22 protein-coding genes and 1 pseudogene are annotated in these 25,820 nt (G+C 41.7%); 19 read left to right on the forward strand and 4 right to left on the reverse strand.

Annotated features, from left to right (window positions below; translation table 11 throughout):
* The first annotated feature begins 4 nt into the window (after positions 1-4).
* From LGO15_RS01835 to LGO15_RS01850, 4 genes are all read left to right on the forward strand, one after another.
* Positions 5-427, forward strand: a complete 423-nt coding sequence (locus LGO15_RS01835; protein ID WP_226086452.1) for a hypothetical protein — start codon at positions 5-7, stop codon at positions 425-427.
* Between the two features lie 57 nt (positions 428-484).
* A complete protein-coding gene (locus LGO15_RS01840) occupies positions 485-1,438 on the forward strand; it encodes an ABC transporter permease subunit (protein ID WP_226086453.1) in 954 nt (317 codons plus the stop codon).
* A complete protein-coding gene (locus tag LGO15_RS01845; RefSeq protein ID WP_167832395.1) occupies positions 1,431-2,321 on the forward strand; it encodes an ABC transporter permease subunit in 891 nt (296 codons plus the stop codon). The genes LGO15_RS01840 and LGO15_RS01845 overlap by 8 nt, the downstream gene beginning before the upstream one ends.
* Before the next feature lie 134 nt (positions 2,322-2,455).
* Positions 2,456-2,905, forward strand: a complete 450-nt coding sequence (locus LGO15_RS01850) for a BsuPI-related putative proteinase inhibitor (protein WP_226086454.1) — start codon at positions 2,456-2,458, stop codon at positions 2,903-2,905.
* 53 nt (positions 2,906-2,958) lie between these two features.
* Here the strand turns inward: LGO15_RS01850 and LGO15_RS01855 are convergent, their stop codons facing one another.
* Complete coding sequence (locus LGO15_RS01855; protein WP_226086455.1) at positions 2,959-3,234, reverse strand: hypothetical protein; 276 nt, start codon at positions 3,232-3,234, stop codon at positions 2,959-2,961.
* Positions 3,235-3,418: 184 nt separating this feature from the next.
* Between LGO15_RS01855 and LGO15_RS01860 the strand changes: the two genes are divergently transcribed.
* The 9 genes and pseudogenes from LGO15_RS01860 to LGO15_RS01900 all read left to right on the forward strand — a co-directional run bounded on the left by LGO15_RS01860 (position 3,419) and on the right by LGO15_RS01900 (position 14,279).
* Complete coding sequence (locus LGO15_RS01860; protein WP_226086456.1) at positions 3,419-3,787, forward strand: hypothetical protein; 369 nt, start codon at positions 3,419-3,421, stop codon at positions 3,785-3,787.
* Positions 3,788-3,877: 90 nt separating this feature from the next.
* Positions 3,878-5,248, forward strand: coding sequence for a 23S rRNA (uracil(1939)-C(5))-methyltransferase RlmD (rlmD, locus tag LGO15_RS01865; RefSeq protein ID WP_226087794.1), 1,371 nt, complete (start codon positions 3,878-3,880; stop codon positions 5,246-5,248).
* Positions 5,249-5,435: 187 nt separating this feature from the next.
* The gene (gene mutM / locus LGO15_RS01870; protein WP_226086457.1) at positions 5,436-6,239 is read left to right on the forward strand and encodes a bifunctional DNA-formamidopyrimidine glycosylase/DNA-(apurinic or apyrimidinic site) lyase; all 804 of its coding nucleotides are present in this window, start codon (positions 5,436-5,438) and stop codon (positions 6,237-6,239) included.
* 173 nt (positions 6,240-6,412) lie between these two features.
* Complete coding sequence (locus LGO15_RS01875; RefSeq protein ID WP_226086458.1) at positions 6,413-7,030, forward strand: HAD family hydrolase; 618 nt, start codon at positions 6,413-6,415, stop codon at positions 7,028-7,030.
* A 628-nt stretch (positions 7,031-7,658) separates the two neighbouring features.
* Positions 7,659-8,021: pseudogene (locus LGO15_RS01880) on the forward strand (hypothetical protein); the annotation flags it as partial.
* 53 nt (positions 8,022-8,074) lie between these two features.
* Positions 8,075-8,476, forward strand: coding sequence for a DUF429 domain-containing protein (locus LGO15_RS01885; RefSeq protein WP_226086459.1), 402 nt, complete (start codon positions 8,075-8,077; stop codon positions 8,474-8,476).
* Between the two features lie 424 nt (positions 8,477-8,900).
* Entirely contained in the window at positions 8,901-9,662 is a 762-nt protein-coding gene (locus LGO15_RS01890; protein ID WP_226086460.1) for a Nif3-like dinuclear metal center hexameric protein, read from the forward strand.
* Positions 9,663-10,041: 379 nt separating this feature from the next.
* Entirely contained in the window at positions 10,042-12,414 is a 2,373-nt protein-coding gene (locus LGO15_RS01895; RefSeq protein ID WP_226086461.1) for a CsxC family protein, read from the forward strand.
* Between the two features lie 161 nt (positions 12,415-12,575).
* A complete protein-coding gene (locus tag LGO15_RS01900) occupies positions 12,576-14,279 on the forward strand; it encodes a glycosyltransferase family 4 protein (RefSeq protein WP_226086462.1) in 1,704 nt (567 codons plus the stop codon).
* A 29-nt stretch (positions 14,280-14,308) separates the two neighbouring features.
* On the opposite strand, the gene LGO15_RS01905 is transcribed toward LGO15_RS01900, so the two are convergent.
* Together LGO15_RS01905 and LGO15_RS01910 are read right to left on the reverse strand one after the other, a co-directional pair.
* Positions 14,309-15,415, reverse strand: a complete 1,107-nt coding sequence (locus tag LGO15_RS01905; protein WP_226086463.1) for a glycosyltransferase — start codon at positions 15,413-15,415, stop codon at positions 14,309-14,311.
* Positions 15,416-15,431: 16 nt separating this feature from the next.
* Positions 15,432-16,322, reverse strand: coding sequence for a GT-D fold domain-containing protein (locus LGO15_RS01910; RefSeq protein ID WP_167832385.1), 891 nt, complete (start codon positions 16,320-16,322; stop codon positions 15,432-15,434).
* A 149-nt stretch (positions 16,323-16,471) separates the two neighbouring features.
* Here LGO15_RS01910 and LGO15_RS01915 point away from each other — a divergent pair, with 149 nt between their 5' ends.
* The gene (locus LGO15_RS01915; RefSeq protein ID WP_226086464.1) at positions 16,472-17,380 is read left to right on the forward strand and encodes an NAD-dependent epimerase/dehydratase family protein; all 909 of its coding nucleotides are present in this window, start codon (positions 16,472-16,474) and stop codon (positions 17,378-17,380) included.
* A 27-nt stretch (positions 17,381-17,407) separates the two neighbouring features.
* Positions 17,408-18,352, forward strand: coding sequence for a glycosyltransferase family 4 protein (locus LGO15_RS01920; RefSeq protein ID WP_226086465.1), 945 nt, complete (start codon positions 17,408-17,410; stop codon positions 18,350-18,352).
* 20 nt (positions 18,353-18,372) lie between these two features.
* On the opposite strand, the gene LGO15_RS01925 is transcribed toward LGO15_RS01920, so the two are convergent.
* Positions 18,373-19,470 (reverse strand): glycosyltransferase, encoded by a 1,098-nt coding sequence (locus LGO15_RS01925; protein ID WP_226086466.1) that lies wholly within the window; start codon positions 19,468-19,470, stop codon positions 18,373-18,375.
* Positions 19,471-19,748: 278 nt separating this feature from the next.
* On the opposite strand from LGO15_RS01925, the gene LGO15_RS01930 reads away from it, so the two are divergent.
* The 4 genes from LGO15_RS01930 to LGO15_RS01945 all read left to right on the forward strand — a co-directional run bounded on the left by LGO15_RS01930 (position 19,749) and on the right by LGO15_RS01945 (position 25,801).
* The gene (locus LGO15_RS01930; RefSeq protein WP_226086467.1) at positions 19,749-20,732 is read left to right on the forward strand and encodes a tRNA dihydrouridine synthase; all 984 of its coding nucleotides are present in this window, start codon (positions 19,749-19,751) and stop codon (positions 20,730-20,732) included.
* Between the two features lie 282 nt (positions 20,733-21,014).
* Positions 21,015-22,688, forward strand: coding sequence for a M4 family metallopeptidase (locus LGO15_RS01935; protein WP_226086468.1), 1,674 nt, complete (start codon positions 21,015-21,017; stop codon positions 22,686-22,688).
* A gap of 438 nt (positions 22,689-23,126) precedes the next feature.
* Positions 23,127-24,365, forward strand: a complete 1,239-nt coding sequence (gene sstT / locus LGO15_RS01940; protein ID WP_167832379.1) for a serine/threonine transporter SstT — start codon at positions 23,127-23,129, stop codon at positions 24,363-24,365.
* Between the two features lie 326 nt (positions 24,366-24,691).
* Complete coding sequence (locus LGO15_RS01945) at positions 24,692-25,801, forward strand: sugar ABC transporter substrate-binding protein (RefSeq protein ID WP_167832378.1); 1,110 nt, start codon at positions 24,692-24,694, stop codon at positions 25,799-25,801.
* Positions 25,802-25,820: the final 19 nt, after the last annotated feature.

Here is a 25,820-nt window from a genome sequence, read left to right on the forward strand (position 1 = left end):
CAGGATGCATCCTATTACGATTATTGAGATATTGTTCGCTTTGGGTTTCGTGTTGATGCTTCTGGGGCTTACTTTCCTTTTGCCCATGAAGAAGCGGAATTATGCTATAAAGATAATCGTGGTTGTTATCATAACAGAGTTGGCTTTTTTCGCGCTTCGTCCCCTCTGGATCGACTATCATCGCGATATCAAAACGGAACAGCTTACTGAATACCTGGAAAAGAGGTATCCGAGTGAGGAGTTCAAGATCAGTTACCGCACGAGCAGAAACTATAATCCTTATCATCTGGAAGTCAGGTTCAACAATGAGCCGGGTTGGAGTTACTCTTATTCTGTTACCGATAAAGGCATCAAGCAGGTAAGCGTAGGCGTGCCGGATACGCAATTGCCTGATGAAGGTCTCCACTATGAGGATTTAGGAGATTGAGAGAAAGGTAGAATGCAACTTACTAGTTTAATAAAATACATTCCATCAGGAGGCTTCATGGTTTATTTTAAAAAGGCAATCGAGCAGTTTGTGTTATGGATCGTCTGCGTATTTTTGTTTATTGGGATATTGTTTTTGCCGGCTAAGACCGATTTTGAGACAGGGAAGGGAGGGCAGTTCAAATCTGCCAGCTATGACTATGAATTGGACATGCATATTCAGAATATCAAAGGTTTCTTTACTTATATAAAGGAGAACCCTGACCTTGGAGAGTTTGTCCCTGGCCAGTCGTATGCGAATCGGATTGCGGGCAAGGCGTGGAAAAGCTTGCTTTTGGTTGCTCCAACCTTGATTTTGGCCTATATTTTAGGCGTATTGAAAGGGATCTTTGATTTCAGGATGCAAAAAAAGAAGCTGAATTTTCTTGGCAATGGAACGACGTGGCTGTTCATCTCGATGCCAGATCTCTTTTTCATTATCATCATTCAGATTGGCCTGATGTTTTTATATGAAAAAGGTTTGTTTTTCCATGTGACGTTATATGGAAGTGAAAAGCTGGAAACCTATGTGGTTGGGATTCTATTTCTGCTGATTTATCCTGTTTTCTATCTTGCCAATATCACCAATGTAAGTCTGCAGGAGCAGGAAGGAAATGATTACATCCGAACCGCGAAATCAAAAGGAACTCCAGGCATGAAAATATTGTTCGTACATATCTTGAAGAATTCGTTTCCTAAGATTCTGGCGCATGGAAATACAATCACTCTTTATGTATTATCGAACCTGTTTATCGTTGAAAAATTGATGGATTTTCAAGGCGCGGCGGATGGGCTGTTTAGCGCGGTGCTGAGGGGCACTGGCTTCAGGGTCGGGATGGAAATGATGGTCGACGGAATTTCGGCGGCCGGTTATACTGTCTTTTTTGCCACAATCATTTTGGTTTCGAATCTGGTCACGCAGATTTCCAAGAGTCTTGTCACCCCGGCTTCACAGGAGATGAATCATGAATAAATCATTATTATTTGGCCTGACGATTATATCTTTTCTATTGGTAATTGCATTCATAGCACCATATCTTCCATTTGTGGATACATCGTTGAAAGAAACTGTGATGAAGCAAAAAGAAGGTGGAGGATTCGAGCTTCCTCCGTTTGCACCATCTGCTGATTTCCCGATTGGCTCTGATGCAAACGGTAAAGATTTATTGAGCAGGGTGCTTTTGGGTACGAAAGAAACGCTGTTAACGATTCTCGCCATCGTCCTGATTCGTTACATCATCGCAATTCCGCTGGCGATGGCCAGTTTTTATACGAAAATCTTCCATCGCATACTGGTCATGTGGAATCGATTGTTCTCATTCATGCCACCGATTTTCTTTGTCATCTTGATTATTGGCACACCATTCGTTACTTTTTCCGATAATCGATATCTTTGGATCATGCTTGTGCTCGCTCTTATTGAAGCTGGCAGGGTTGCTGATATCTTTTACCAGGGAATGGTCGACATTTCAAAGAAACCTTATGTGGAGGCAGGGATTGTCTCAGGCTCATCGGCTTTGACGATGCTGAAAAATTACTATTGGCCGCCCCTAAGGCCGTTTTTCATCGTCCAATTTTTCTCCGACCTTGGGAGAACATTATTCCTCATCGGCCAGCTTGGAATCGTGGGGATTTTCTTGAGTGTTGAATTCGTTTCCCAGCTCAGTGGAGTGTATAAGGCGATGAACGCCTCCAATGCTTGGCCGACCTACTTCGCGGAGATTACCCATCACATCTGGTCACACCCATGGCTGCCGATTACCGGTACCGTCGCCATTGGTATTACGATATTAGCCTTCTCGATGACCAGCAGCGGACTGCAGCAATATTTTGATAAAAAGTATAAAAGAGCATAATTGAGGGGGAGGTGTAAAAGGCACTTCTCCCCTTTTGTTTAAAAATGGGTGATTTAGTTTATCTATTTATGTAACCTTTTGAACGGAACTCCTGACAAATAGATAAAGAGTTTTTTCAACAGGAGGGACGGACAATGAAAAAAATATTGATGGTATTGCTGATGGGTTTGCTGGTAACCGGCTGTGGAACGGAAAACCAGGTTTCGAATAATGACCAGGATCAAGGAGGTGCCGGAATCGTGGCAGGAGAAATGGCTGCAAGTTTGACAGAGGAAAGTCCGTTGATTTTTCAATATGAAGTGAAGAATCAGACGGAAGAAGAAGTGGTTCTCGAATTCACGAGTTCACAAAGATACGATTACTCGGTAAAAACGAAGGATGGCAAAGAGGTTTTTCTGTTCTCAAGCGTTGCGTCTTTTTTACAGGCACTGGGAGAAGAGACTGTGAAGCAGGGGGAGTCGTTGACATATGATATTGACCTTCATGAGCTTAACCTTGAAAAAGGAGATTATATTCTGACCGCCTGGATGACTCCGAAAGACGGCAAGAAATACGAAGTATCGAAGGAATTTACTGTCGAGTAAAAGTAAGTACATTCAAAATCAGGAAAGCGGATGGATTTTTCCTCCGCTTTTTTTTATTTAAGGAATTCAAATAAAGCAATAATAATGGAGACCGAGCTGATTCCCGTTCCTACAATCCATTTAATCAGTTGAACCTGACTTTTGCTTACGGTTTGTTCCAGATCAGAAGTAGTCACAAATTCTTTCTCAGCCAGCATCTTTTCCATTAAAATCCTGACATCGCTATTGTCCAGCTGATTTTGTACTGTCTCCTGAAAGTTCTCTTGTAAGCTCTCTAGTTCCTCTATTTTCATTTCTAATTCTTTTATTTTTATCTCCAATTCATCCATTAAATGACCTCCTTCTTTGTCCTTTTCCAATATTCTATTCGTAAAATAAGCTGGTGTTGAGGTTTCCGGCTGAATGCAGTGCCCAAATTTTAAAAACGTAGGCAAGTTCCCCAAACTATTTGCCTAAAATAACATACGGTGATTAGGAATGGTGTAAACACCCAAAGGAGAAAGGAGAACATTCATGTACAGACATCCAATTAGGACACCTTTTTTACCACAGGCAAGAACATTTGGAACGGGTGGTTTTAGCCCATTGGCAGCTGGATTGATTGGGGCAGGACTAGGATATTTGGGAGGAGAAATACTAGACGGGCCGGACGTTGGCGGATTTGGTTATCCAGGGGGATTTGGATACCCAGCAGGCCCAGGATCATATTCCGGATATCAAGGAACACCAGGGTACGCAGGGTATGGATATCAAGGAATACCAGGATATGCAGGGTATGGATCTCAGGCGAGCCCATGGAATGGAAGTTATGGATACCAGGGCAACCCTGGATTTGGCGGACCTGGATATTATACTCCGAGACCTGCCGGATTTGGCTGGTAAAAAATATATTATTAGGCCGGAGCTTTTCGCAATCCGGCCTTTAATATGATAAAATCTGACTTAGCTAATTCACAGCAAAGGACGGAAATGATGAGCAAAACGATACCTGTTAAAAAGAATGATTATATAGATGTTGAGTTTGAGGATTTGACGCATGACGGAGCGGGTGTAGCCAAGGTTGATGGCTATCCAATTTTTGTTCAGGGCGGACTTCCTGGTGAAAAAGCAACCATCAAAGTGACCAAGGTGAACAAGGGGTACGGTTTTGGGCGCATGATGGAGATTCTTGAAAGAAGTGCGTTCCGGGTAGAGTGTCCGGCTGAAGATGCCCATAAATATGGTGGCTGCCAGTTGCAGCATATTAGCTATGAGGGGCAGCTAAAGTATAAAGAAAACCAAGTGACGCAAGTGCTGACGCGGATCGGCAAGCTTGAGGATGTTGTGGTACATCCGATTTTGGGAATGGACAACCCATGGCATTACCGGAACAAAGCACAGGTGCCGGTTGGTGAGAAGGACGGGAAGCTGATTGCAGGCTTCTTCAAACCGCGCAGCCATGAAATTGTTGATACGAATGAAAGCCTGTTGCATCTCCAAGAAATCAACGAGGCAATCAAGGCGGTGAAAGAAATCGCCAGCGAGCTGGGCATTCAGCCATATAATGAGGAAAACCATAAAGGTGTCCTTCGCCACATCATGGCCCGTTACGGAAGACAGACTGGTGAACTGATGGTGGTGATTGTGACCAGGACAAATGAGATTCCTCAGCAAAAGAAGCTGGTGAATGAAATCGTCGCAAGGCTGCCTAAGGTAAAATCAATCGTCCATAACGTGAACTCGAAGAAAACAAATGTCATCATGGGAGACAAAACGGAGGTTCTCTGGGGCAGCGAGGTCATTTATGACTATATCGGTGACATCAAGTTCGCGATTTCCGCCCGTTCTTTCTATCAGGTCAACCCTGAGCAGACAAAGGTCCTCTACGACAAAGCACTTGAATATGCTGAACTTACAGGCGAAGAATCCGTGATTGATGCCTACTGCGGCATCGGCACGATTTCGTTATTTTTAGCGCAAAAAGCAAAAAAGGTATTCGGTGTCGAAATCGTTCCCGAAGCCATCGAAGACGCAAAAAGAAACGCCGAATTGAACGGAATTGCGAACGCTGATTTCGCAGTCGGTGAAGCCGAAACAGTTATTCCGGCATGGTACGAAGAAGGCAACAGCGCCGACGTATTGGTCGTCGACCCGCCGCGAAAAGGCTGTGACGAGGCATTGCTGCAAACCATCATTGACATGAAACCGAAGAAGGTTGTGTATGTATCATGTAACCCGGCCACCTTAGCCAGGGACCTTCGAATTCTAGAGGATGGCGGGTACAAGACAGTAGAAGTACAGCCAGTTGATATGTTCCCCCAGACAACACACTGTGAAGCTGTCGCGAAAATCGTATTAGCATAAATTTGTGAGCCTTATCCTTTGGTGGATAAGGCTCTTTTTGTGGTGATTATTTGACTGATTAAATGATAGACCTCTTCCCGAATGAGAGGAAGAACTGTCCCATGTTTCATGCTTAAAGCCATCCATTTATAATAACTCCCCAGTAGGAAATACTGTAAAAATAAATGGTAAAATGGGGGACAAAATCATGCCGGAATTGCCAGAGATGGAAACATATAAAACATTGCTGGGGTCATTGATAGGTGGGCAAAAAGTTTCGAATGTTGAGGTTGGGCGTGAAAAGTCTATTAACGTACCGGTTGACGGGTTTACGAGACAAGTTTCAAATCAAGCTGTAAAAACAATTACTAGAAGGGCAAAATATTTAGTTTTTCAATTACAGGATGGCAAATGTTTATTGTTACACCTGATGCTTGGCGGTTGGATGTTTTTTGGCAAAGAGGAAGATAAACCAAACAGGACGATTCAAGTAAAGCTATCATTCGGCGAACAGCACTTATTTTTCATTGGACTGCGATTAGGCTACCTGCATCTTTTATCACCTGAAGAGGTCCAGGAAGAGTTCAAAAAACTGGGGCCTGAAGTGCTAGATCCTGATTTCACATTAGATGCCTTTCATCAAATCATGCAAAAACGAAGAGGAACAATCAAAACAACATTAATCAATCAAGAAGTGCTAGCTGGAATAGGGAATGGGTATTCCGATGAAATTCTTTGGCATGCAGAGATTCGCCCTGATAAAAAAATCAATGATCTTGACGATCAACAACTATCACGGCTGTATCATTCAATTCAATTTATCCTTAGAAGAGGAATACAACAAGGAGGTTATATGGAAAACCCGCTATATAAAGGAGATGGCAAAACAGGGGGCTATCAATTTTATGTTTATGACAGAGAAGGTGAACCATGCTCTCGTTGCAATGCTTCCATTATAAAAAGTGAAATCTCTTCACGAAAAACTTACTTTTGTCCTAATTGCCAACAATAGATTAAATTTTGTAAATACACATCGTGACTGCTGTGAAATTAGAGAGTCTTATCCCATAGCGGATAAGGCTCTTTTAGTTAGTCTGTTTTATTTCCATCTTTTGGTGTGTTATATTGGTGTGAGTCATTAGAAGCCCTGAAGGAAAGGGCTAACATAAATGGGAGTGAACTGAATTGGATAGTATCATTTTTGATTTGGATGGAACCATTTGGGATCCGATAGACACTGTACTTAGTGCATGGAACGGCGTTATACGAAAAAGTAATCTTATAAATAGTGAATTAACCCGCATGGATTTTGAAGGTACGATGGGTTTACAGATGAATGAAATAAGCAGGAAACTTTTTCCCACTTTAAATGATACAGAACGACAAAATCTAGTAAAAGAACTTTGCGAAGTAGAACAATCTCTCTTAGAAGAAAACGGAGGGGTTCTTTTTCACAATGTAGAGAATGTCCTGAAGGAGCTCTCTCAAAAATACAAACTATACATCGTCAGTAACTGCCAAGATGGGTACATAGAAGCTTTTTATAAGTCTCATAGACTTGAAAAGTATTTTTTAGACTTTGAAAACCCAGGTAGAACGGGTCTATCAAAAGGTGAGAATATTAACTTAGTTATTGAAAGAAATAACTTATCAAGCCCAGTTTATGTGGGGGACACACAAGGAGACTTAGAAGCAGCCAGATTTGCTAAGATTCCCTTTATTTATGCTGAATACGGATTTGGCCAAGTAAGTGAATATGATATGAAAATTAAAAGTTTTGAAGAACTTTTAAGAGTATTCTAGTGGATGGTTAACGAATATTTGAAGTCAACACTATTTAAATCCGTACATAAAGGAAGGGTAAAGTATGAAGAGAATACCTTTTATTTTAATGATGGTTTTGCTGGTCATGGCTGCAGGCTGCTCACAGGCTGAAGTGAAGAATGATATGCCACCAGCAAACGAGGAAGAAAATCAAACTGTTGATCCTGACTTAGATAACAACAACGAAGAGGAAGCGCAACCGTCAGAAACAGATGGTGCTTCAGATGAACAAGTCTCAGAGAATATGAATATCGACGAGTACCTGAATGCGCACTATAAAATTGATGGGACGCATTATGAAACGGACGTATGGAAAAGTGACTCAGGAATGACGAACTATACAGTTAAATTGCTGCCAAATTCGGAAGAGTACAGTCATGAAATCAACGAAAAACTTCAGGATGGACATACGAAGAGTTATGAAGAAACTGAAGTGATGTTCAATAAGGCGAAACAGATCATGGATGAATTGCCTGAAGTTAAAAACAAGAGTCGCGTGGATTCAGTCAGTTGGGTCTCCTATGATGGTGAATTCAAAGTCGTCCTGATCCAGGATTTCGAAAACAGTGAACATCAGGCGGACGAGGAAGCGTTATCTAACTATACAAGTAATCAAATTGAGTATGCTCGGGTTTGGCTGCAACTAGCACCCAATCAGGAAATCGATGAATTGAATGTCCAGCACATTCCAGCTGGAGAGAAACTGAATCCTGACGATGAAACAAGCGCAAGTTATCCGGAGGATGTCATCCAGTTGGGAGGTTCTCGGTTGGTGGATGGCTCCGTGACTTATAGTGGTAATGGAGACGGCACGATCAATGTGTACAATGTCCCTCTGCGCTGGGATGGTAAATACCCAGCTGGGAAAAAATTTTATAATGAGATCATTCAAAGTACAAAGCTCGTCCCTATCGATACTGGAGACGATCAGGAGGTCATACGGCTGATAAAATTGCTGAAGATTCATTAAGTTAAATCGCGAATTTGTTTTACAGCCTGTAATTATGGAAGTGAGGGTTTTATATGAGAGTAATCGGAATTGATTTATCAGGTCCAAAAAATCATAAGGATACCGTTCTCACTATTTTTAAACAAGAGGGAAATCACCTGCAATTGGTTAAGTGGGCAAATAACTTAAGCGATCAGAACATATTGAGAGAGATTTATGAACAAAGCCAATTAGATGAGGTAATAATCGGAATTGATGCACCATTGTCTTATCAAGACGGTGGAGGAGATAGAGAAAGTGACCGGGAACTAAGAAAGTTTATTGTGAATTTAGGGATGAGATCGGGGTCAATCATGCCGCCAACCTTAAATAGAATGGTGTATTTAACATTAAGAGGAATAAAACTAAGTAGAGAAATAGAGAATCTAAACGCCGCGTATCCCATTTCTTTAGTGGAAGTACATCCAGGGCCGTAATTGGGTCGAGACTGTCCAAACAAAATATTGAATATGTGTTGGCATACAAACAAGGACATTCAGCTAGAAGTTTTATTCGGAATTGGCTTATGGAGCAGGGACTTACTCAATTACCTATTGAAGTGGAAGTAGAAAGCCATTCGATCGATGCATGTGCTGCTGCGTTAGGTGCATGGCATTGGAAGGCTCCTTTGTATAATGCAAAATGGATCTACCGTGCTTGCCTTCCGCTGCATCCTTATGACTATTGCTGTTAAATTCAGCGGCAGTTGGCCGTGAGTATTGGAAATACGTTGGGTTCAGTTGTTATTTCTGTAGTATTCATTGCGGTTACCTCAATTAATTCCATCTTTAGATTTCAACCATGGTAATAATGTAATGAGTAAATTTAGGCAAAACAAGATGGAATGGAGGAGGTCAGTATATGGATGCTTTATATATTGTTGAAAGAATTAATGATCTGTTCAATATAACGAATAAGAAAATCTATTCAAGTGAATCGGGAATTACTTACCAGGCAGATCAAAGGATTAAGAAATTGGGATACTGTGTTAACCTAACACTTGAAACGATTGAGGAAGCAAGGATTCATGGTGTTGATATGATGGTGACACACCACGATGCCTGGGATGAAATATTTGGGTTGAAAGAGGCATGCGTAGAAAAACTAGCTGAATATGGCATTAGTCACTACTATAATCATCTGCCACTTGATGACTGTAACTTTGGGACAAATGATAGTCTATTAGGAAAATTGAATTTAGAACCTGTTAAAAGAACCCACGAATGGGAAGGGTTATATTTTGGAAGAATCGCAGAGTATGATGAAGAAATCGAATTTAATGACTTAGTAAAAAAGATGGAACATTTGCTTGAAGAACCAGTTAAATCTTGGAGGTTTAATGATAAAACGGTAAAGCGAGTGGGCTTGGTTTGTGGCAATGGAGCGCCAACAGCTTGCCTTAAGGAAGCTGTTGAAAATGATTGTGATGTATACATTACAGGTGAATGTAATTTGTATACGATTCAATATGCTCAGTTTAAAGGGATGAATCTGATCATTGGCAGTCATACCTTCACAGAATTCTTTGGAATTGAAAGTTTGGCAATGAAACTAAATGAGAATATAAAAGAACTTGAAGTAGTGAGACTTAATGAAGAGCATTATGAGACGAATATAAAATAAGTATATAAATGAGAGAACATGGAGTTCTTTTCTTATATTTCCGCTCACTAAAAAAGTAATGACTTACCAGACCTTATGTGTTGCTACTTCCCTGCGGCGTCCCTGAAGTGTGTAGCACAACCTATAACCAAGAAAGGCAATACCAATTGGGAGTTGTCTTTTTTTATGCCTTTTAAAGAACAAAAACAGTTTTACTCGTTCGGCGATTCATAACAATAATTCCAAGATTCTAAAGCTTGACCTCCTTCACAGCTTCTACCTCCATTTATGTTCTAAGACAAACGTGGATTTTCTCCTACGTTTCCTGATAGTCCAATCCTCTGTAAAGAAATTCCCATAAGATATTGTGTTCTCAATAAAAAATAAGGGAGTGAGATTATTGAGAGATAAAGAGAATCACAATAAGGATTTTTCGGCGAATATTAGCAATTGTTCAAACAGAAACGTAGTACCGGATGTGAATTTTGATGCAAGGATAAGCAAGGTACCTGTAGTTTTAGCTGAAATTGAAGTAAGTACCTCGGTAAAAGCTGACATTACTTTTCCAGAAGACGTGCTGGAAATCAAGGATATCAAAAAACGAGTAGTCCTTGTTCAATGTCGTTTGCTGGTGCCAACCAATCAGCTATTCATTAAAGGATATGTAGAAAAAAATATCAGATACGCTGCTGCACCCAAGGGATGGAAGCGGAAGTCTATAGACTCGGATATTCGGTCTCTTACTGTGAAAGTTCCTTTTGAGTGTGCCACTCCAATTAGGGAGTTCATAACTCGTCCAGTAAATGTTCGATTTAACCAGCGCAGTGAATTTGATTTCTTGCTTAAAGAACCTTTATCGGAAGGTTATCCTGAAAAAGATGAGCTGCTAACGAGCGACCCTTCAACATTTCATCAATCCAGTACCCAACACTATAATGAACTTCCCTACTGCGATTTGGTATCTAGCAATATTATAGAATACGATGAAGCAACAGACAGGGTACCGTTACACGAGGGAGCAATATTTGAGGGATCCTTTAGAAACATTGTAGAGAAGATGATTGTCAAGTTTACAATCAAGCTGCTTCAGAAACAACAAGTCCCAATTGGTGGAGGAGCACCTGGACCGACCGGGCCGACAGGGCCAACCGGACCGACCGGGGCAATCGGGCCTATCGGGGAAACGGGAGCAACCGGAGCGACAGGACCAACAGGACCAACCGGGCCAACCGGACCGACGGGGCCAGCAGGAGCAACCGGAGTGACCGGGCCGACAGGAGCAACGGGACCAACAGGACCAACAGGACCAACCGGACCAACCGGACCGACGGGGCCAACAGGAGCAACAGGAGCAACGGGTGTAACCGGTGCAACAGGAGCAATAGGACCAATCGGAGAAACTGGAGCAACCGGAGCGACAGGACCAACTGGACCAACTGGAGCAACCGGACCAACCGGACCAACCGGACCAACCGGGCCAACCGGAGCAACCGGAGCCACAGGACCAACTGGAGCAACCGGACCAACGGGACCAACGGGACCAACCGGACCAACGGGACCAACAGGACCAACAGGACCAACGGGGCCAACAGGACCGACAGGACCAACAGGACCTACGGGACCAACGGGACCAACCGGGTCAACGGGGCCAACGGGACCAACAGGACCAACCGGACCAACAGGACCAACCGGACCGACAGGACCAACCGGACCAACCGGGCCAACGGGACCAACAGGACCGACGGGACCAACAGGACCAACAGGACCAACGGGACCAACAGGACCGACGGGACCAACAGGACCAACAGGACCAACAGGACCAACAGGACCGACGGGACCAACAGGACCAACAGGACCAACAGGACCAACGGGACCAACAGGACCAACAGGACCAACAGGACCAACCGGGCCAACGGGGCCAACGGGGCCAACGGGACCAACAGGACCAACGGGACCAACGGGACCAACAGGACCAACGGGACCAACAGGACCAACCGGGCCAACGGGACCAACAGGACCAACAGGACCAACCGGACCAACCGGGCCAACGGGGCCAACGGGACCAACAGGACCAACGGGACCAACGGGACCAACAGGACCAACGGGACCAACAGGACCAACCGGACCGACAGGACCAACGGGACCAACCGGGCCAACAGGACCGACGGGGCCAACAGGACCAACCGGACCAACGGGACCAACGGGACCAACAGGACCAACCGGACCGACAGGACCAACGGGGCCAACCGGAATAACCGGACCGACCGGACCAACTGGAATATGTGAATGTGACGAACTTGAATGTACTTGTACAGAGCAAATCAGGAATGTATTGTTGCAGATTGCTGGCGCGACAGGATCAGTTAACGTTCAAATAAATACTGAAAACGGCGGTACCGTCACAGGGTCAATAACGAATGTATCGCAGGTTGGAGAAGGAATAGTTACACTTAATGATGGAACTATTATAAGTATTTGTAAGATTGCCTGGATTAGAACCCCTAATACTAATTTTGAAACATTAGGAATTGTACCACTGAATTTACCAGAACCACCTGAGGTAAGCTGTGAAGATGATTGTGAGCAGGAAATAAGAAATGCTTTAATGATTGGCACAACTTATAATATATCTGCTGGCGGAAATGCAACTGGTAACAGACGTGTAAACTCTAAAGCGGTTGGCATAATATTCATAGGACAACAAACAGGAAACGTTATTACGACTGATACAGCTGTTTCAACATGTGATATTGAATTTGCTGATCCACAATAACAAGTAAATGAACCCTTCATTTCCCCTTTGGGGTAAAATGAGGGGTTTTCATATTTCTATTAGGTTTAGATTAATCAGATTATGTTTTATAGAACTTGGTCGCACTTTTGAGGGAATTTCCCATAAGATATCAAGATGAAATTAAAGATACGGGTGATTGAATGATTCAAACGCTAAGATCAAATGAATTCAACAAACGTCTGGCACGTCTTCAAATGGCTGAAAAGCAATTGTTAAATCCACGAAGAAGAAAACGAAAAGACCAGCTCCATATTGTTTATGCAATGACCCATGTAGGAATTTGTGGCGGTGTAAAAGTAATATTTGAACATGCGAACAAATTACAAGAGGTTGGTGCTAAAGTAACGCTTGTTTCACATTATCAGAAGCCGTCATGGTTTCCGATTGAAGCGGAATATATCCAAGTACCCTTTGATCTTGACCTGGCAAAAGGAATCCCGGATTGTGATGTAATTGTAGCCACATACTGGGATCACATTCAGGCATGCATTGAAACAGGCATTGCACCTGTTGTTTATTTTGAACAGGGCGATTTTCATTTATTTGACTATGATTCAATGAATTTAACATTAAAGAACTTTATCCAAAAACAATATAAAATTCCTTCTTTTGTATTCACTGTTTCGCACCAGGCAGCAGGATTGATTACAAAGATATATGGAAGAGAAGCACAGGTTTTCCCCAATGCAGTAGATGAAAGTGTGTTTTGTGTAAATGGAGATAAAGAGTTAGGAGAACGTCCATACTTATTGATGGTAGGAGGAGAAAGTGCAGCTTTTAAAGGTATTCCTGATATCATTGATGCATATGAAAAAGTAAAAGAAGATTTTGAGATTGATTTGTATTGGATCACACCGGAAGAGCCCTCTGAAAAGTTAAGAAGCCGGGTCACGCGAGTATTTGTCAACCCAAGACAACAAAAGATTGGCAGCCTCTACAGAGGTGCTGCTATATATATTTGTGGGTCAACATACGAGAATTTTCCACTGCCACCTCTTGAGGCAATGTCCTGTGGTTGTCCTGTTGTTACAACGAATAATACAGGTTCACTGGAATACGCTGTACATGGTCAGAACGCCTTAATTAGTAATATGAAGGATTCTGTCGATATGGCTGAAAAAATAAAAGAAGTGCTTACAGATGCAGGTCTAAAAGAGAGCTTAATAACCAATGGAATAGCTACTGCAAATCAATACAAATGGAACAACATCATTCAGAATATCCTTGTGTATTATAAAAACATTGCTGGGCACGGAGTTTTACCTGATTGCACCTTAGATGATTGGGATATAGCCATAAAAGAAAAAGATTGTTTATATAAGGAAGATTATATAAAGCTGAAAAAAATGCTCCTTGTAACGAATGCAGATATTGTAAAGGCTCCTGTTATTTATTCAATAGAAAAAGTTCCGCAAATAGCGAGGTGGGAAGTAGTCGCAATAAGGAAAAACTGCGATGAAGGAATTGTTGAGGAATGCTATTGTCCTGTGTGGCCATTAAAGAAGCTGCATTTGTATGATTTAAAAGGTTATCAATCCTTTCTGAAAAAACAATATGATAAGGCATTAGAAGAATTTACACAATTATATAATGGGGATACGTCAAAAGATAAAGCGGTTTGGGCAAAATGGATTGTATTAACATTAATCAGGCTGCAAAGAAAACAAGAAGCGAAAAGAATGTTAAAGCAATACATTAAAGAACATCCACACAACGCTGATTTTTATAAATTAGGCATATTGGCAGGGGAAAAGGAACAGCAAGATCCGTTTTCGGTTGAGGCAATAAAACTATTAGGCGAAGCGACTGGTTCAGCAGAGTTTTTCTATAAAGTAGAACCGTAAATGAAATAACCCTCTATAATTTTAGAGGGTTATTTATATCTATTCACACGGCGATCAATCGTATTTTGGCCTTTTATTATACCTATAGCTCTTATGTTTTGCACAGGTTCGTTATAATTCGGATGAATGGATAGGGCTTTTATAAAATGTGAGAAGGCTTCATCATACTTTTTTAAAGCAAGGTAGGCTTCGCCGAGGTAATTTTCGAGAATATGATCTTTCTCTTCTGCTTTACAAAACATTTTTACGGAACGGTGATAATCCTTTTCTACAAGAGCTTTCATTCCTTCATAAAAATCCCTGTCAGATTGACTGTTGATCATAGGAATGGCATCCCTGAACATATAGATTGCATCGTCCAGCATTCCTCTTCTTGAAAGAGCAACACCTGCTATCAGTTTTGCGGTAAATAGCGCGTTCCCCTCGGCTGAATCCCAATCTGCTTCCGGGATCCACTTCAAGTCCTCATCTCTTAAATTCTTTCTTACATGCCTGGTCAATACTTCTGGATCTTTATTGTTCGTGACATTAGTTTGATGTCTTCTGTATAGGTATAAGGGTTCTGGGATATGATGGGATTTCCACTCACGGGCAATTTGCAGAACTAAATCTGTATCGGAACCGACCTTTACTTGTTCATCATGCAAAATTCCATTAATGGCTTCTCTTTTAAAGATGATAGTAGGATTATTAAAAGGCGTACCTATACTAAGGAAAAAAGGGTATATATCTTCGGGAAAAATATTGTTGGATTGCCAGTAGCCAAATGGCTTGCCCTTCTCAGTCATCAAAAGCATGTCACTGTGGACAAATCCGATGTCACTTGATTCCAACCCCTTTAGCATCCTTTCAAATCTATTGGGAAGGGATATGTCGTCAGAATCATGGATCGTGATATATTCTCCTTTTGCCTGCTTTAGCCCCGCATTTTTTGCTCCTGCTACTCCTTTGTTCTCTTGCTTAAAGTAACGAATGCGTGGATCCTTAAAAGATAGGATCACATCTTCACTGCGATCTGTGGACCCATCGTTGATAATGATCAATTCAAAGTCGGCTAACGTCTGGTTTAAAATACTCTGGATCGCCTCGCCAATGAATTGTTCACTGTTATAAACAGCTAGCACTACACTTATCATATTATCTCCCTACTTTTTAATTTTGTCTGATTCTTTTCCTTCCATCTATATACCAATCTAATAGATGGCCAAAATCGATGGCCACTTTACCCCTTTTGGCTATGTCAACACATATTAGGTTTGCTGGAATTCCAGCGGACACAAAGGCAGCATCGAATTCATATTGATTTATTTCTTCAAGTACTTTCGGAACTTCATAAATATTAGGTACCGCTACTGCGCCCACAATCGACTTATATCCCAAATTTTTAAAATACTGCATGCCGTCTTCTGCACGGTTTCCGATAAGTAGAATGCGATATTTAGATAGCAGGTCATGATAGATTGTGAATCCGTCATTCATCAAATAATTTATGCGAGAATCGGTAATATTCATATTTTTCAAAGGCAGCTTCAGTGATTTGGCAAGCTTATTAAATAATCGCTGGTAAGTTGGATATCTGGCAGCTGGAATACCAATAAAGTCAGCTTCAAATAAATTTCTGGTAAGTTCGTTTCTTTTTTCAATATTGGGTACTGTGAATCCACCTAGTGCATATTTTAATTTTCCACTTTTGTTGATTACATCAGAAGGAACCAAAACATCATGTGCTAGCGCCAAAAGTTCACCATCACCTAAACGAATGACACTTAAGCCATTTTTTTCTTTCATGGCGTGCCAAATTTGATTCTTTACTTCATGTGGAGTTTTAAGTTGGATAATGTCGTTTGAGAAACTCTTCAAGCCCTCATCAATAATGTCTTCAATATTATAAGGGAGATATTGATTATCCATTAATCTTCTTTGTATGAGATCCTCCCCGCCTCTATAGATAGCTTCTGAAGCCAATGAGGCTTTATCCCATTGTCCAGGATATCCAAGATTAAAGATCTTTTCCCATTCTTCCTTAGAGATTGAGTAACTCAAGATAAGTCTCCTTCCTTGTGATTTTTACAGTCCCAACATTATATTTTCAGGCTAAATGAATGGTTCATAAATGAAGCCCGAACAATGGCCTGAAAAACAACATAAGGTATAGAGGAAACAATATACTTAAGCTTCGAAGGGAGAAGGTAATGAAGTTATTGGTAATAGGAGGAGCAGGTTTTATCGGCTCGCATGTTGTGAATGCGCTGGTGGACAAAGGCTATGAAACAGTAGTAGTGGATAATCTTTCTTCTGGAAAAAAGGATTCCTTGAATCCAGGGGCTGCATTTTATTCTTTGAATATACTAGATGACGGTTTAGGGTCTATTTTTGAAAAGGAAAGACCAGATGCAGTCATCCATCTTGCAGCACAAATCAATGTCCAGAAATCAATTGAGAACTCTGCGCTGGACGCTGAGGTCAATATTTTGGGTACGCTGAAAATATTGGAGCTATGTAAAAAATACGGTTGTAAATTGATTTACTCCTCTTCGGCCGCAGTATATGGAAACCCCGTCTATTTGCCTGTGGACGAACGACACCCTGTTAAACCTCTATCAAACTATGGCATTTCGAAATACACGCCAGAAATGTATATCTCCCTTTATTCCCAGCAATATGACTTAGATTATACGATCTTGCGGTATGCGAATGTCTATGGAGCCGGACAGGATGCAGCGGGAGAAGGTGGTGTCGTTTCGATTTTCATAAAAAAAATGCTCAATAATGAATCGCCTGTAATCTTTGGTAACGGAGAACAAACAAGGGACTTTATTTATGTAGAAGACGTCGCTGGTGCTAATATCGCTGCTTTGGAAAGGGATTGCCGCGGTGTATTCAATATAAGCAGTAATCACGAATTGACTATTAACTCGCTCGTGGAGGAAATCAATTCCTTATTGAATACAAAGCTGGCACCCATCCATAAAAAATTCCGGACCGGCGATATTCTCCATAGCTGCCTGAATAACCAATTGGCTCAAAAAAAACTAGGGTGGAAGCCTAAGTTTTCTTTGAAAGAGGGATTGAAGAAGACGATTGACAGCAGCAGGCAGTAATTCGTTATAGCTGAAAGGAAGTTGTTAATGAAAAGATTTTTACTTGTCTATGATGTGGATTGGTGGGTTCTAGGCAAGCATGCAATGGTCGTTCAAGCGCATAACCCTGAACTTGAAATAGCATCGATTCAATCAGTTTATAATCGAGTTGCAGCACAAGGCGCGAAAAAGATTAATGACCAATATGAAGTCATTTCTTCCATGTGTCTAGGTCTGGCAGAATACTTGCTGAAGGTGGGAATACGGGTAGATAGTTCGTTAGCGGTATCCTACTTTTATTTTACAAAAAACCAGACCGAATATAAGGAATGGCTGGGTGACATCGAATTAAATCAGCCTTTCATTGATAAGTATTTAAAAAGGATCAACAAGATCGGGTGCATAAATCCAAAGCTTGCTTCTGTTTTGGGGAACATTGTACCCGATTGCAAGGTTAAATACTTAAAGCAGTTTGTCGATACCGAACTCTTTAAACCTGCAGTGAAAAAAGACAGCGAGAAGCTTGTAATTGGCTGGGTTGGTGATGCGAAAAAGAAAAGTAAAAACTATGAAACTCTTTACAAACCAGTAAAAGCTGCTTTTGAAGATAACTCAAAAGTTGTTTTTAAAGAAGCGACTCTGGACTCCTACGTTCCTGTGGAAAAGATGCCAGATTATTATCATTCGATTGATTTGCTGCTAATCACGGGAAACAACGAAGGGGGTCCTGCTCCTGCCTTGGAAGCTTATGCATGTGGAGTACCTGTCATTTCTACCAATATTGGCTATGTGAAGGAAGTGGCACCTCCTGTTGCGAAGCACCTAGTTCTGGACAGTGCTGATCCAGCTGCTTATGTTAAAGCCATAACGCATTTCCTGGACCAAAAAGACGAATTGTTAGAGTATGGAAAAGAAGGAAGTCGACATGTCCTGGAAAATTATTCGATTGAAAAAACGGTGCCTGAATGGAATCAGTTTTTGTTCGAAATGTAAAAAGAAGTAAGGGGTTGCCCTTACTTCTTTCCTTTTTTACTTTTCAAAAAATCGTTGAAAAATTTCTCGTTGAACAAGACCTGCTTGTCATCCGGCCGGTATTTTTTGGCGTTCTGATTGTGTTCAACTGATTTTTCTACATTGCCTAATTCCCAATGGCACACACATAATTGTAGATGCGGATACCATGTTAAATATGCCTGGTTCTGGAAGCCGGCTGTATCCTTACTCATCTGTGTGGCGGTAGTATACCAAAAAACTGCTGTTTGATAATCTCTTTTGGCTTTGAAAAGATCGCCGATGCGGCAGCAAGGTTCAGGGCGGGGGGCATCGTAAGACAGTGACTTCAGCAAAGCTTCCATTTCTTCGTCCTTTTCTCCTCTGTGGCCATGACAATCAGCCAGATTCAAACAGGCTCTTATATTGTCCTCCACCCAGCCTTTTTTGCCTCCAAGGAACTCGTTATAATAAATGATCGCTTTATCATACTTCCTGTGATCACGAAGTTCATTGGCATAATAGTATAGATCCCTCGGGGAAAATTCCTCGCCTCTTTTAATCCGGTTTTCATATATTCTTAGATTCCTGTCAGATGACTGGCCGGTCGATTGTTTTTCATCCTTCTTATGCTCGACGGATATATCAGAGGATAAAATATTGCCGCTAACATCAAGATATTCATGTACGGGTCCGATCCATTTGAAGTTCTTGCTCCTCTTCACCAGGCGGTTTCTTCGGTAATGGAAGGTCGGGTTCCCAAATTCATCCCTGAGGATGACGTAGATCATGGAGACAGCATCAAAATCCGGATTCAGGGAGGTTTTCAGCTTTTTGAACTTTTGCTGGTCAGCTGGAAGCAGAATATCGTCAGCATCCAGCCAAAGGATATACTCCATCGTGGCATTGCTGAAGGCGAAATTCCGAGCTGCGGAGAAGTCGTCAATCCACTCGAAATCAAGTACTTTGTCAGTGAACTGCCTGGCTATTTCCTTCGTCCGATCAGTCGACCCCGTATCGACGATTACGATTTCATCACAGATTTCCTGTACACTAGTGAGGCAGTTCCCCAACACTTCTTCTTCATTTTTAACAATCATGCAGAGACTGATGGTAGCCATTGTTGTCCCTCCTGTAAAAGAGTTTCTTCACATTTTATGTAAAGGGGTAAGTATGTGAAACCCGTTCGAGCGCGGATGTGGGATATAGGTCTCAGGCAACATATTATTTTAACAAGCTCTATAGGATGCTTAGTGAGTGTAAAGTTAAAATTGCCATCAACGATCAGTTTGATAAAAAGGGCTTAGGCATGGTATAAGTGTATTGGAGCAGAAGCATTCTGCTTTTTAATTTTGGGATGGAAAAGCTGTTATCCCATGATGAGAGGGATTGAACGAATATGAAAGAAAATTTCTGGCGTGATTTACCACGGCCATTTTTTATACTGGCACCAATGGAAGAAGTGACGGATGTGGTTTTTCGTCATGTAGTGAGTGAAGCGGCAAGGCCTGATGTGTTTTTTACCGAGTTTACAAATAGCGAGAGTTATTGCCATCCAGATGGAATCCAAAGTGTCCGGGGACGTTTGACTTTTACAGAGGATGAACAGCCGATTGTCGCGCATATTTGGGGGGACAAGCCTGAGAACTTTCGGAAAATGAGTATTGGTATGGCAGAAATGGGCTTTAAGGGCCTCGATATCAATATGGGCTGCCCTGTACCCAATGTCACACAGAATGGCAAAGGAAGCGGCCTGATCCGCCGTCCGGAAGTAGCAGCTGAATTAATCCAGGCAGCAAAAGCAGGAGGATTGCCTGTAAGTGTAAAGACAAGGCTTGGTTTCTCAGAAGTAGACGAATGGAAGAGCTGGCTGAAACACATATTAGAACAAGATATTGCTAATCTTTCCATTCATCTGCGCACAAGGGATGAAATGAGTAAAGTGCCTGCGCATTGGGAGCTGATCCCGGAGATTAAGAAGCTCCGTGACGAGGTGGCACCGGATACCCTTCTGACCATCAATGGGGATATCCCCGACCGCCAGACTGGCTTGAAATTGGTTGAGCAGTATGGTGTTGATGGGGTGATGATTGGGCGGGGCATTTTCCATAATCCATTTGCCTTTGAGATGGAGAAGAAAGAGCATAGCAGTGAGGAATTGCTTGATCTCCTAAGCCTGCATATGGATTTGCATGACAAGTATTCGCATTTAGAACTGCGACCGTTCACGGCTCTGCATCGCTTTTTCAAAATCTATGTCAAAGGATTCCCTGGGGCGAGTGGATTGAGAAATCAACTAATGAATACTAAGTCAACAGGTGAAGTGCGTGAATTGCTGAAGCAATTTGCTGCCAATAACTCTGATGCTACTGGTGAACAGTAATAGATATGGTGGAAGCTAAGAAGATAGAGGCCTCGAATTTAGGGGTCTCTATTTTTTGTGAATGGATATCATGGTTGACTTCTTCCAACTATAAATTGGTAATCCAAAATGCCTGAGTCATTGAAGGGAATTAGAAGGACAAGGAGCCTACTTGAACTCGTAAATTTAGGATATTTTATCCAGTTTTTAAATTTATTCAAATAATTCTAATTATTCATGATATTTCGTTTTTGGAAATATATAATTAACCCATCCAATGGAAATTGATGGGAGGAATGGTTTTTGAAGAAGAAGTTTATTTTACCCGTAGTTTTGTCGTCGGCAATGTTGGTAGGCTCTATTCCTGTTAGCAGTGTGCTCGCTCAGCCAGCTGATTCAAGTATGGCTGGCAGTGGACAAGCTTTCAAGGAGTGGAATGAGAAGGCAAGTGTTCCTTTGTTCGTGAAGGAGCGATATTCAGAGAAATTCTCATCGAGCTCAGCCTCTAATGCGCTAAATTATCTGAAGAAAAACCAAGACAAAACGGGAATTCCTCATCCTGATCAAAACCTCAAGGTAAAGAGCACTGAAAAAGATCAACTCGGTATGACTCACGTACGCTTTAATCAATCTGTAAATGGTGTGAATGTTGAAGGCGCCGAGGTTGTTGTTCATTTTAATAAGGATAATGAAATCGTGTCTGTCAACGGAAGAACCAATCAGACCATTACAGCAGATTCAGTCGACATAAATGCGTCATTAAGCAGCGATGATGCTTTGAGCGCGGCAATGGCTTCTGTCAATGCACCTGAGGAACTGACATACGAACCAACTTCTGAGCTTGTTATCCTGCCTTTTGAGGGTAAAAATTACACAGCATATAAAGTGAATGTCAACTTCATGGGAGAGGAGCCTGGCAACTGGTTCGTTTTTGTGGATGCAAAAACGGGAGAGGTAATCGATCAGTACAATGGTTTGATGCATGCTGACGAACAAACGCAGAAAGGTGCAGGAAAAGGTGTACATGGCGAACACAGGGAGCTCCATATCACGCAGGTGAAAGAGCCGAATTCTGGAACAAAATTTTCATTAGCCGATTATTCTCATGAGAACCTTGGAGGCATCGTAACCTATGATGCTAAAAATGATTATAGCTCCAGTAATGATAGTGTTCATATAGGGAACTCGGCAGCTTTTATCAGCGATTATGATCGAGCGGCTGTCGATGCGCACTATAATTCCGAAAAAGTTTATGATTATTTCCTGAATGAGCATGGCCGTAATTCCCTTGATGGGAACGGGATGGCGATCATTTCAAAAGTTCACTTTGGGAATGGTTACAACAATGCTTCCTGGAATGGGCGCTGGATGACTTACGGTGATGGTGACGGAAAATTCATGATATCCCTATCAGCTGGCCTGGATGTTGCAGCTCACGAGATGACACATGGTGTAATCTCTCATTCGGCAAATTTAGTTTATCGTAATCAATCAGGGGCACTGAACGAATCATTTGCCGATGTATTTGGTGCGCTGGTTGATGACAGTGACTGGGAAATGGGCGAGGATATTATGGCACCGGAGGCTAGGGCTAACGGTTCAACCGTATTGCGCAGCTTGAGCAATCCAAATGGTGTTGTCGTCAGCAATGAGCAAAGAAGGGCATACAGTACAAATGGCGGAGTCTATCCAGACCATATGGACGAGTTTTATCATATGCCAACTTCGGTAGACGGCGGGGGAGTCCATGTTAACTCGTCGATTACAAACCATGCCGCATACTTGATTGCCCAAGACCTTGGAAGAGAAAAATTAGGGAAGATCTATTATCGCGCTTTAACGGTTTACTTAACTTCCAATTCCGATTTTAGCGATGCAAGACAGGCGATTGTCCAGTCTGCAATTGATCTTTATGGTGAAGGCAGCGAGGAAGAGGCAGCCGTACAATCAGGATTCGATGCGGTCGGAATCTATTAATCAATTTGAATGATAACTTGAAATCCCTCAGGCTGCGAGTTTGAGGGATTTTTCATGAGTCTAAACAGCATCACTTCGCATGTGGAGGCTGTTGCGAAAATAGTACTTGCATAATATTAGAGAGTCTTATTCGTTGTGGGATGAGGCTTTTTTAGCAGCCAAAAGAAAGCTGGTTGAGATTTTGGTTCCCTTAAAAAGGGACCTTTATTGGGTAGAATTATCTATTAACAGGTAAATATAATATGGTGTATTATTATCTGAGTATTAAGATAGTTTAGACTTTTAGTATATTAGAATTTTTATATTGTAATATACCATTTTAACATCTATAATACACATAACAAGGACATTTGTGTTTTGTAGGAGGACAACGGGACGTTCATTGTTTATCTTGCAAATGCAATGTAAAAAAAGAATTTACATTAAGGGGAGATGACGATGCAAGAATTACTAGGGAAGTTGAAACAAGTAAGCCTGGTGAAACAGATTATTGCGGGTTTAGTAATTGGTGTGGTTCTCGCATTAACGGTTCCTGAGCTTGCAAAGCCGGTTGCGATTTTAGGGTCTCTGTTTGTAGGTGCCCTGAAAGCAGTTGCCCCTGTATTGGTATTATTTTTAGTTATGTCGGCGATTGTCCAGCATAAACGCGGGCATAAAACAAACATGAAAACGATTATTTCTTTATATCTTTTAGGAACGTTTGCAGCTGGACTCATTGCCGTTATTGCTAGTTTTATGTTCCCGGTGAGCTTGAAGCTTACTGCTGGTGCGGAGGGCATGACGCCTCCTGGAAGTGTGGTAGAGGTTTTAAGAACCTTGCTGCTCAACATCGTGGACAATCCAGTTAACGCTATTATAAATGCAAATTATATCGGTATTTTAGCATGGGCAGCCCTGATTGGTTTTGCTCTGAAGAGTGCAGCTGATTCAACAAAGACGGTGATTGGGAACTTAGCCGATGCTATGTCCAAGATCGTTGCCTGGGTGATCAAATTCGCACCGCTGGGCATCATGGGGCTTGTATTTGAATCGATTACGACAAACGGAATCAGTTCTTTGCTTGGCTATGGAAAATTGCTTGCCGTCCTGATCGGCTGCATGCTTGTTGTGGCCCTTGTTGTCAATCCAATTATCGTGTTCACATTGATCAGGCAAAATCCATATCCGCTTGTTTTAAAATGTTTAAAAGAAAGTGGCATTACAGCCTTCTTTACTCGAAGTTCTGCATCAAATATCCCTGTGAATATCAAGATATGTGAAGAATTAGGCCTTGATAAAGACTCTTATTCTGTATCCATTCCATTAGGAGCGACCATCAATATGGCTGGAGCAGCTGTAACCATCTCAGTAATGACACTGGCTGCAGTCCATACGCTGGGCATTCAAGTGGATCTGCCGACTGCTGTCATCCTAAGTGTTTTGGCTGCTATCAGTGCTGCTGGTGCTTCAGGCGTTGCCGGCGGTTCCCTGCTGCTGATCCCGCTCGCATCTAGCTTGTTCGGCATCCCGAATGATGTCGCTATGCAAGTGGTTGCTGTAGGATTCATCATTGGTGTTCTGCAAGACTCCTTTGAAACAGCCCTTAACTCATCCACAGACGTCCTCTTCACAGCTGCCGTAGAATTCAAGAAATGGCGTGAAGAAGGGAAAGTGGTTGAAATCAAGAAGGCGTCATAATATGACCGAAATATAAATTCCAAAACTAGAGCAGGAACCTATCGGGTTCCTGCTTTAGTTTTGGAATTTTCTTGTTCATGATCATAAGAAAATTTATCTGATGAGTGACGCTTGTACTCATTATGACAGATACGTTTCTTTAATAAACAGCTTTTTGTAAAGCCATTTAAGAAACTACATAAAACTGGTGGGCTCTTTTTTCAGAAAAGCTAAAAAAGTACAGAAGATAATAAAAGATTACTATATGTTAACGCTTTCAAAGTGTATTGTCCGCTATATGATGGAATTGTAGCAAATTAATTTCATCTTTAAAGGGGGAAATATTAGTGAAAAAAGTTTGGAAATTATTTTCTGTTTTGATTGTAATGACTGTGTTAACTGGAATGCTGGCTGCATGCAGCGGGACAACTGGCGGAAGCAGTAAAGTGAGTGTAGGAATTGTTCTTCCAACGAAGGATGAGCCGAGATGGGTGCAAGATGAACAGCGCTTTAAAGATGCATTAGCTGATTCTGATTACACGACTGAAATTTTATTCAGCCAAGGTTCTTCTGCAAAGGAAAAAGAAAACGTAGAAACTTTGCTAAACAAAGGTATTGAAGTATTAATTATTGCTCCTCATGATGGTGCAGCAGCTGGTTCTGCAGTAGAAGCAGCGAAAAAAGAAGGCGTAACCGTTATCGCCTATGACCGTTTAATTACAGAAACAGATGCAATTGATTATTATGTAACATTTGATAGTTTGGCAGTAGGTGCCGCTCAAGCTCAATACTTAATTGACAATGTAGAAGGCTCAAACGTTCCGCTATACCTTTATGCAGGTGCTTCTTCTGATAATAACGCATTTTTATTCTTTGAAGGTGCTTGGAAAGTTCTTCAGCCGAAGATTGCAGATGGTACTTTTGTAATCGCTAACTCTACAGAAGCAGAAGCATTAAAAGATAAGCAAGACCTTACTCGTGATGAGTTAGGAAAAATCCTGGGTCAGGTAACAACAAACTGGGATCCTAACGAAGCGAAAAATAAAGCGCAAACACACTTAACAGCAGCAGGTGCTAATTTAAAAGGTGATGTAGCAGTCTTAGCTCCAAACGATGGAACGGCTCGATCCATTGCAGATGTTTTCGGAACAGACTCTGACATTTCTAGTTTCGTAGTGACAGGTCAAGATGCTGAGAAAGCTTCTATTCAATACATCATTGATGGCAAGCAATCTATGACTGTATTTAAAGATGTAAGAACACTGGTTGCAGACGCAATTGACATGGCAATCGACATCCTGGATGATAAAAAACCAGCTACAACTGGTTCTTACAACAATGGAAAAGTTGATGTGAAAGCGAAACAAACAGACGTAATTGTGGTAGACGAAGAGAACGTTAAGAAAGAACTAATTGATTCAGAATACTACGAAGCTAGTGAGTTTTCTGGACTATAAGATTTAAAACTGCGTGATA

The organism is Mesobacillus sp. S13, from assembly GCF_020422885.1.
GTDB lineage: Bacteria > Bacillota > Bacilli > Bacillales > Cytobacillaceae > Mesobacillus > Mesobacillus selenatarsenatis_A.

What these genes read in the sequence shown, in the direction of transcription:
- LGO15_RS01835 (WP_226086452.1), top strand. Translation starts at nt 5, where the DNA reads ATGCATCCTATTACGATTATTGAGATATTGTTCGCTTTGGGTTTCGTG.
- LGO15_RS01840 (WP_226086453.1), top strand. Translation starts at nt 485, where the DNA reads ATGGTTTATTTTAAAAAGGCAATCGAGCAGTTTGTGTTATGGATCGTC.
- LGO15_RS01845 (WP_167832395.1), top strand. Translation starts at nt 1,431, where the DNA reads ATGAATAAATCATTATTATTTGGCCTGACGATTATATCTTTTCTATTG.
- LGO15_RS01850 (WP_226086454.1), top strand. Translation starts at nt 2,456, where the DNA reads ATGAAAAAAATATTGATGGTATTGCTGATGGGTTTGCTGGTAACCGGC.
- LGO15_RS01855 (WP_226086455.1), bottom strand. Translation starts at nt 3,234, where the DNA reads ATGGATGAATTGGAGATAAAAATAAAAGAATTAGAAATGAAAATAGAG.
- LGO15_RS01860 (WP_226086456.1), top strand. Translation starts at nt 3,419, where the DNA reads ATGTACAGACATCCAATTAGGACACCTTTTTTACCACAGGCAAGAACA.
- rlmD (WP_226087794.1), top strand. Translation starts at nt 3,878, where the DNA reads ATGAGCAAAACGATACCTGTTAAAAAGAATGATTATATAGATGTTGAG.
- mutM (WP_226086457.1), top strand. Translation starts at nt 5,436, where the DNA reads ATGCCGGAATTGCCAGAGATGGAAACATATAAAACATTGCTGGGGTCA.
- LGO15_RS01885 (WP_226086459.1), top strand. Translation starts at nt 8,075, where the DNA reads ATGAGAGTAATCGGAATTGATTTATCAGGTCCAAAAAATCATAAGGAT.
- LGO15_RS01890 (WP_226086460.1), top strand. Translation starts at nt 8,901, where the DNA reads ATGGATGCTTTATATATTGTTGAAAGAATTAATGATCTGTTCAATATA.
- LGO15_RS01900 (WP_226086462.1), top strand. Translation starts at nt 12,576, where the DNA reads ATGATTCAAACGCTAAGATCAAATGAATTCAACAAACGTCTGGCACGT.
- LGO15_RS01905 (WP_226086463.1), bottom strand. Translation starts at nt 15,415, where the DNA reads ATGATAAGTGTAGTGCTAGCTGTTTATAACAGTGAACAATTCATTGGC.
- LGO15_RS01915 (WP_226086464.1), top strand. Translation starts at nt 16,472, where the DNA reads ATGAAGTTATTGGTAATAGGAGGAGCAGGTTTTATCGGCTCGCATGTT.
- LGO15_RS01920 (WP_226086465.1), top strand. Translation starts at nt 17,408, where the DNA reads ATGAAAAGATTTTTACTTGTCTATGATGTGGATTGGTGGGTTCTAGGC.
- LGO15_RS01925 (WP_226086466.1), bottom strand. Translation starts at nt 19,470, where the DNA reads ATGGCTACCATCAGTCTCTGCATGATTGTTAAAAATGAAGAAGAAGTG.
- LGO15_RS01930 (WP_226086467.1), top strand. Translation starts at nt 19,749, where the DNA reads ATGAAAGAAAATTTCTGGCGTGATTTACCACGGCCATTTTTTATACTG.
- sstT (WP_167832379.1), top strand. Translation starts at nt 23,127, where the DNA reads ATGCAAGAATTACTAGGGAAGTTGAAACAAGTAAGCCTGGTGAAACAG.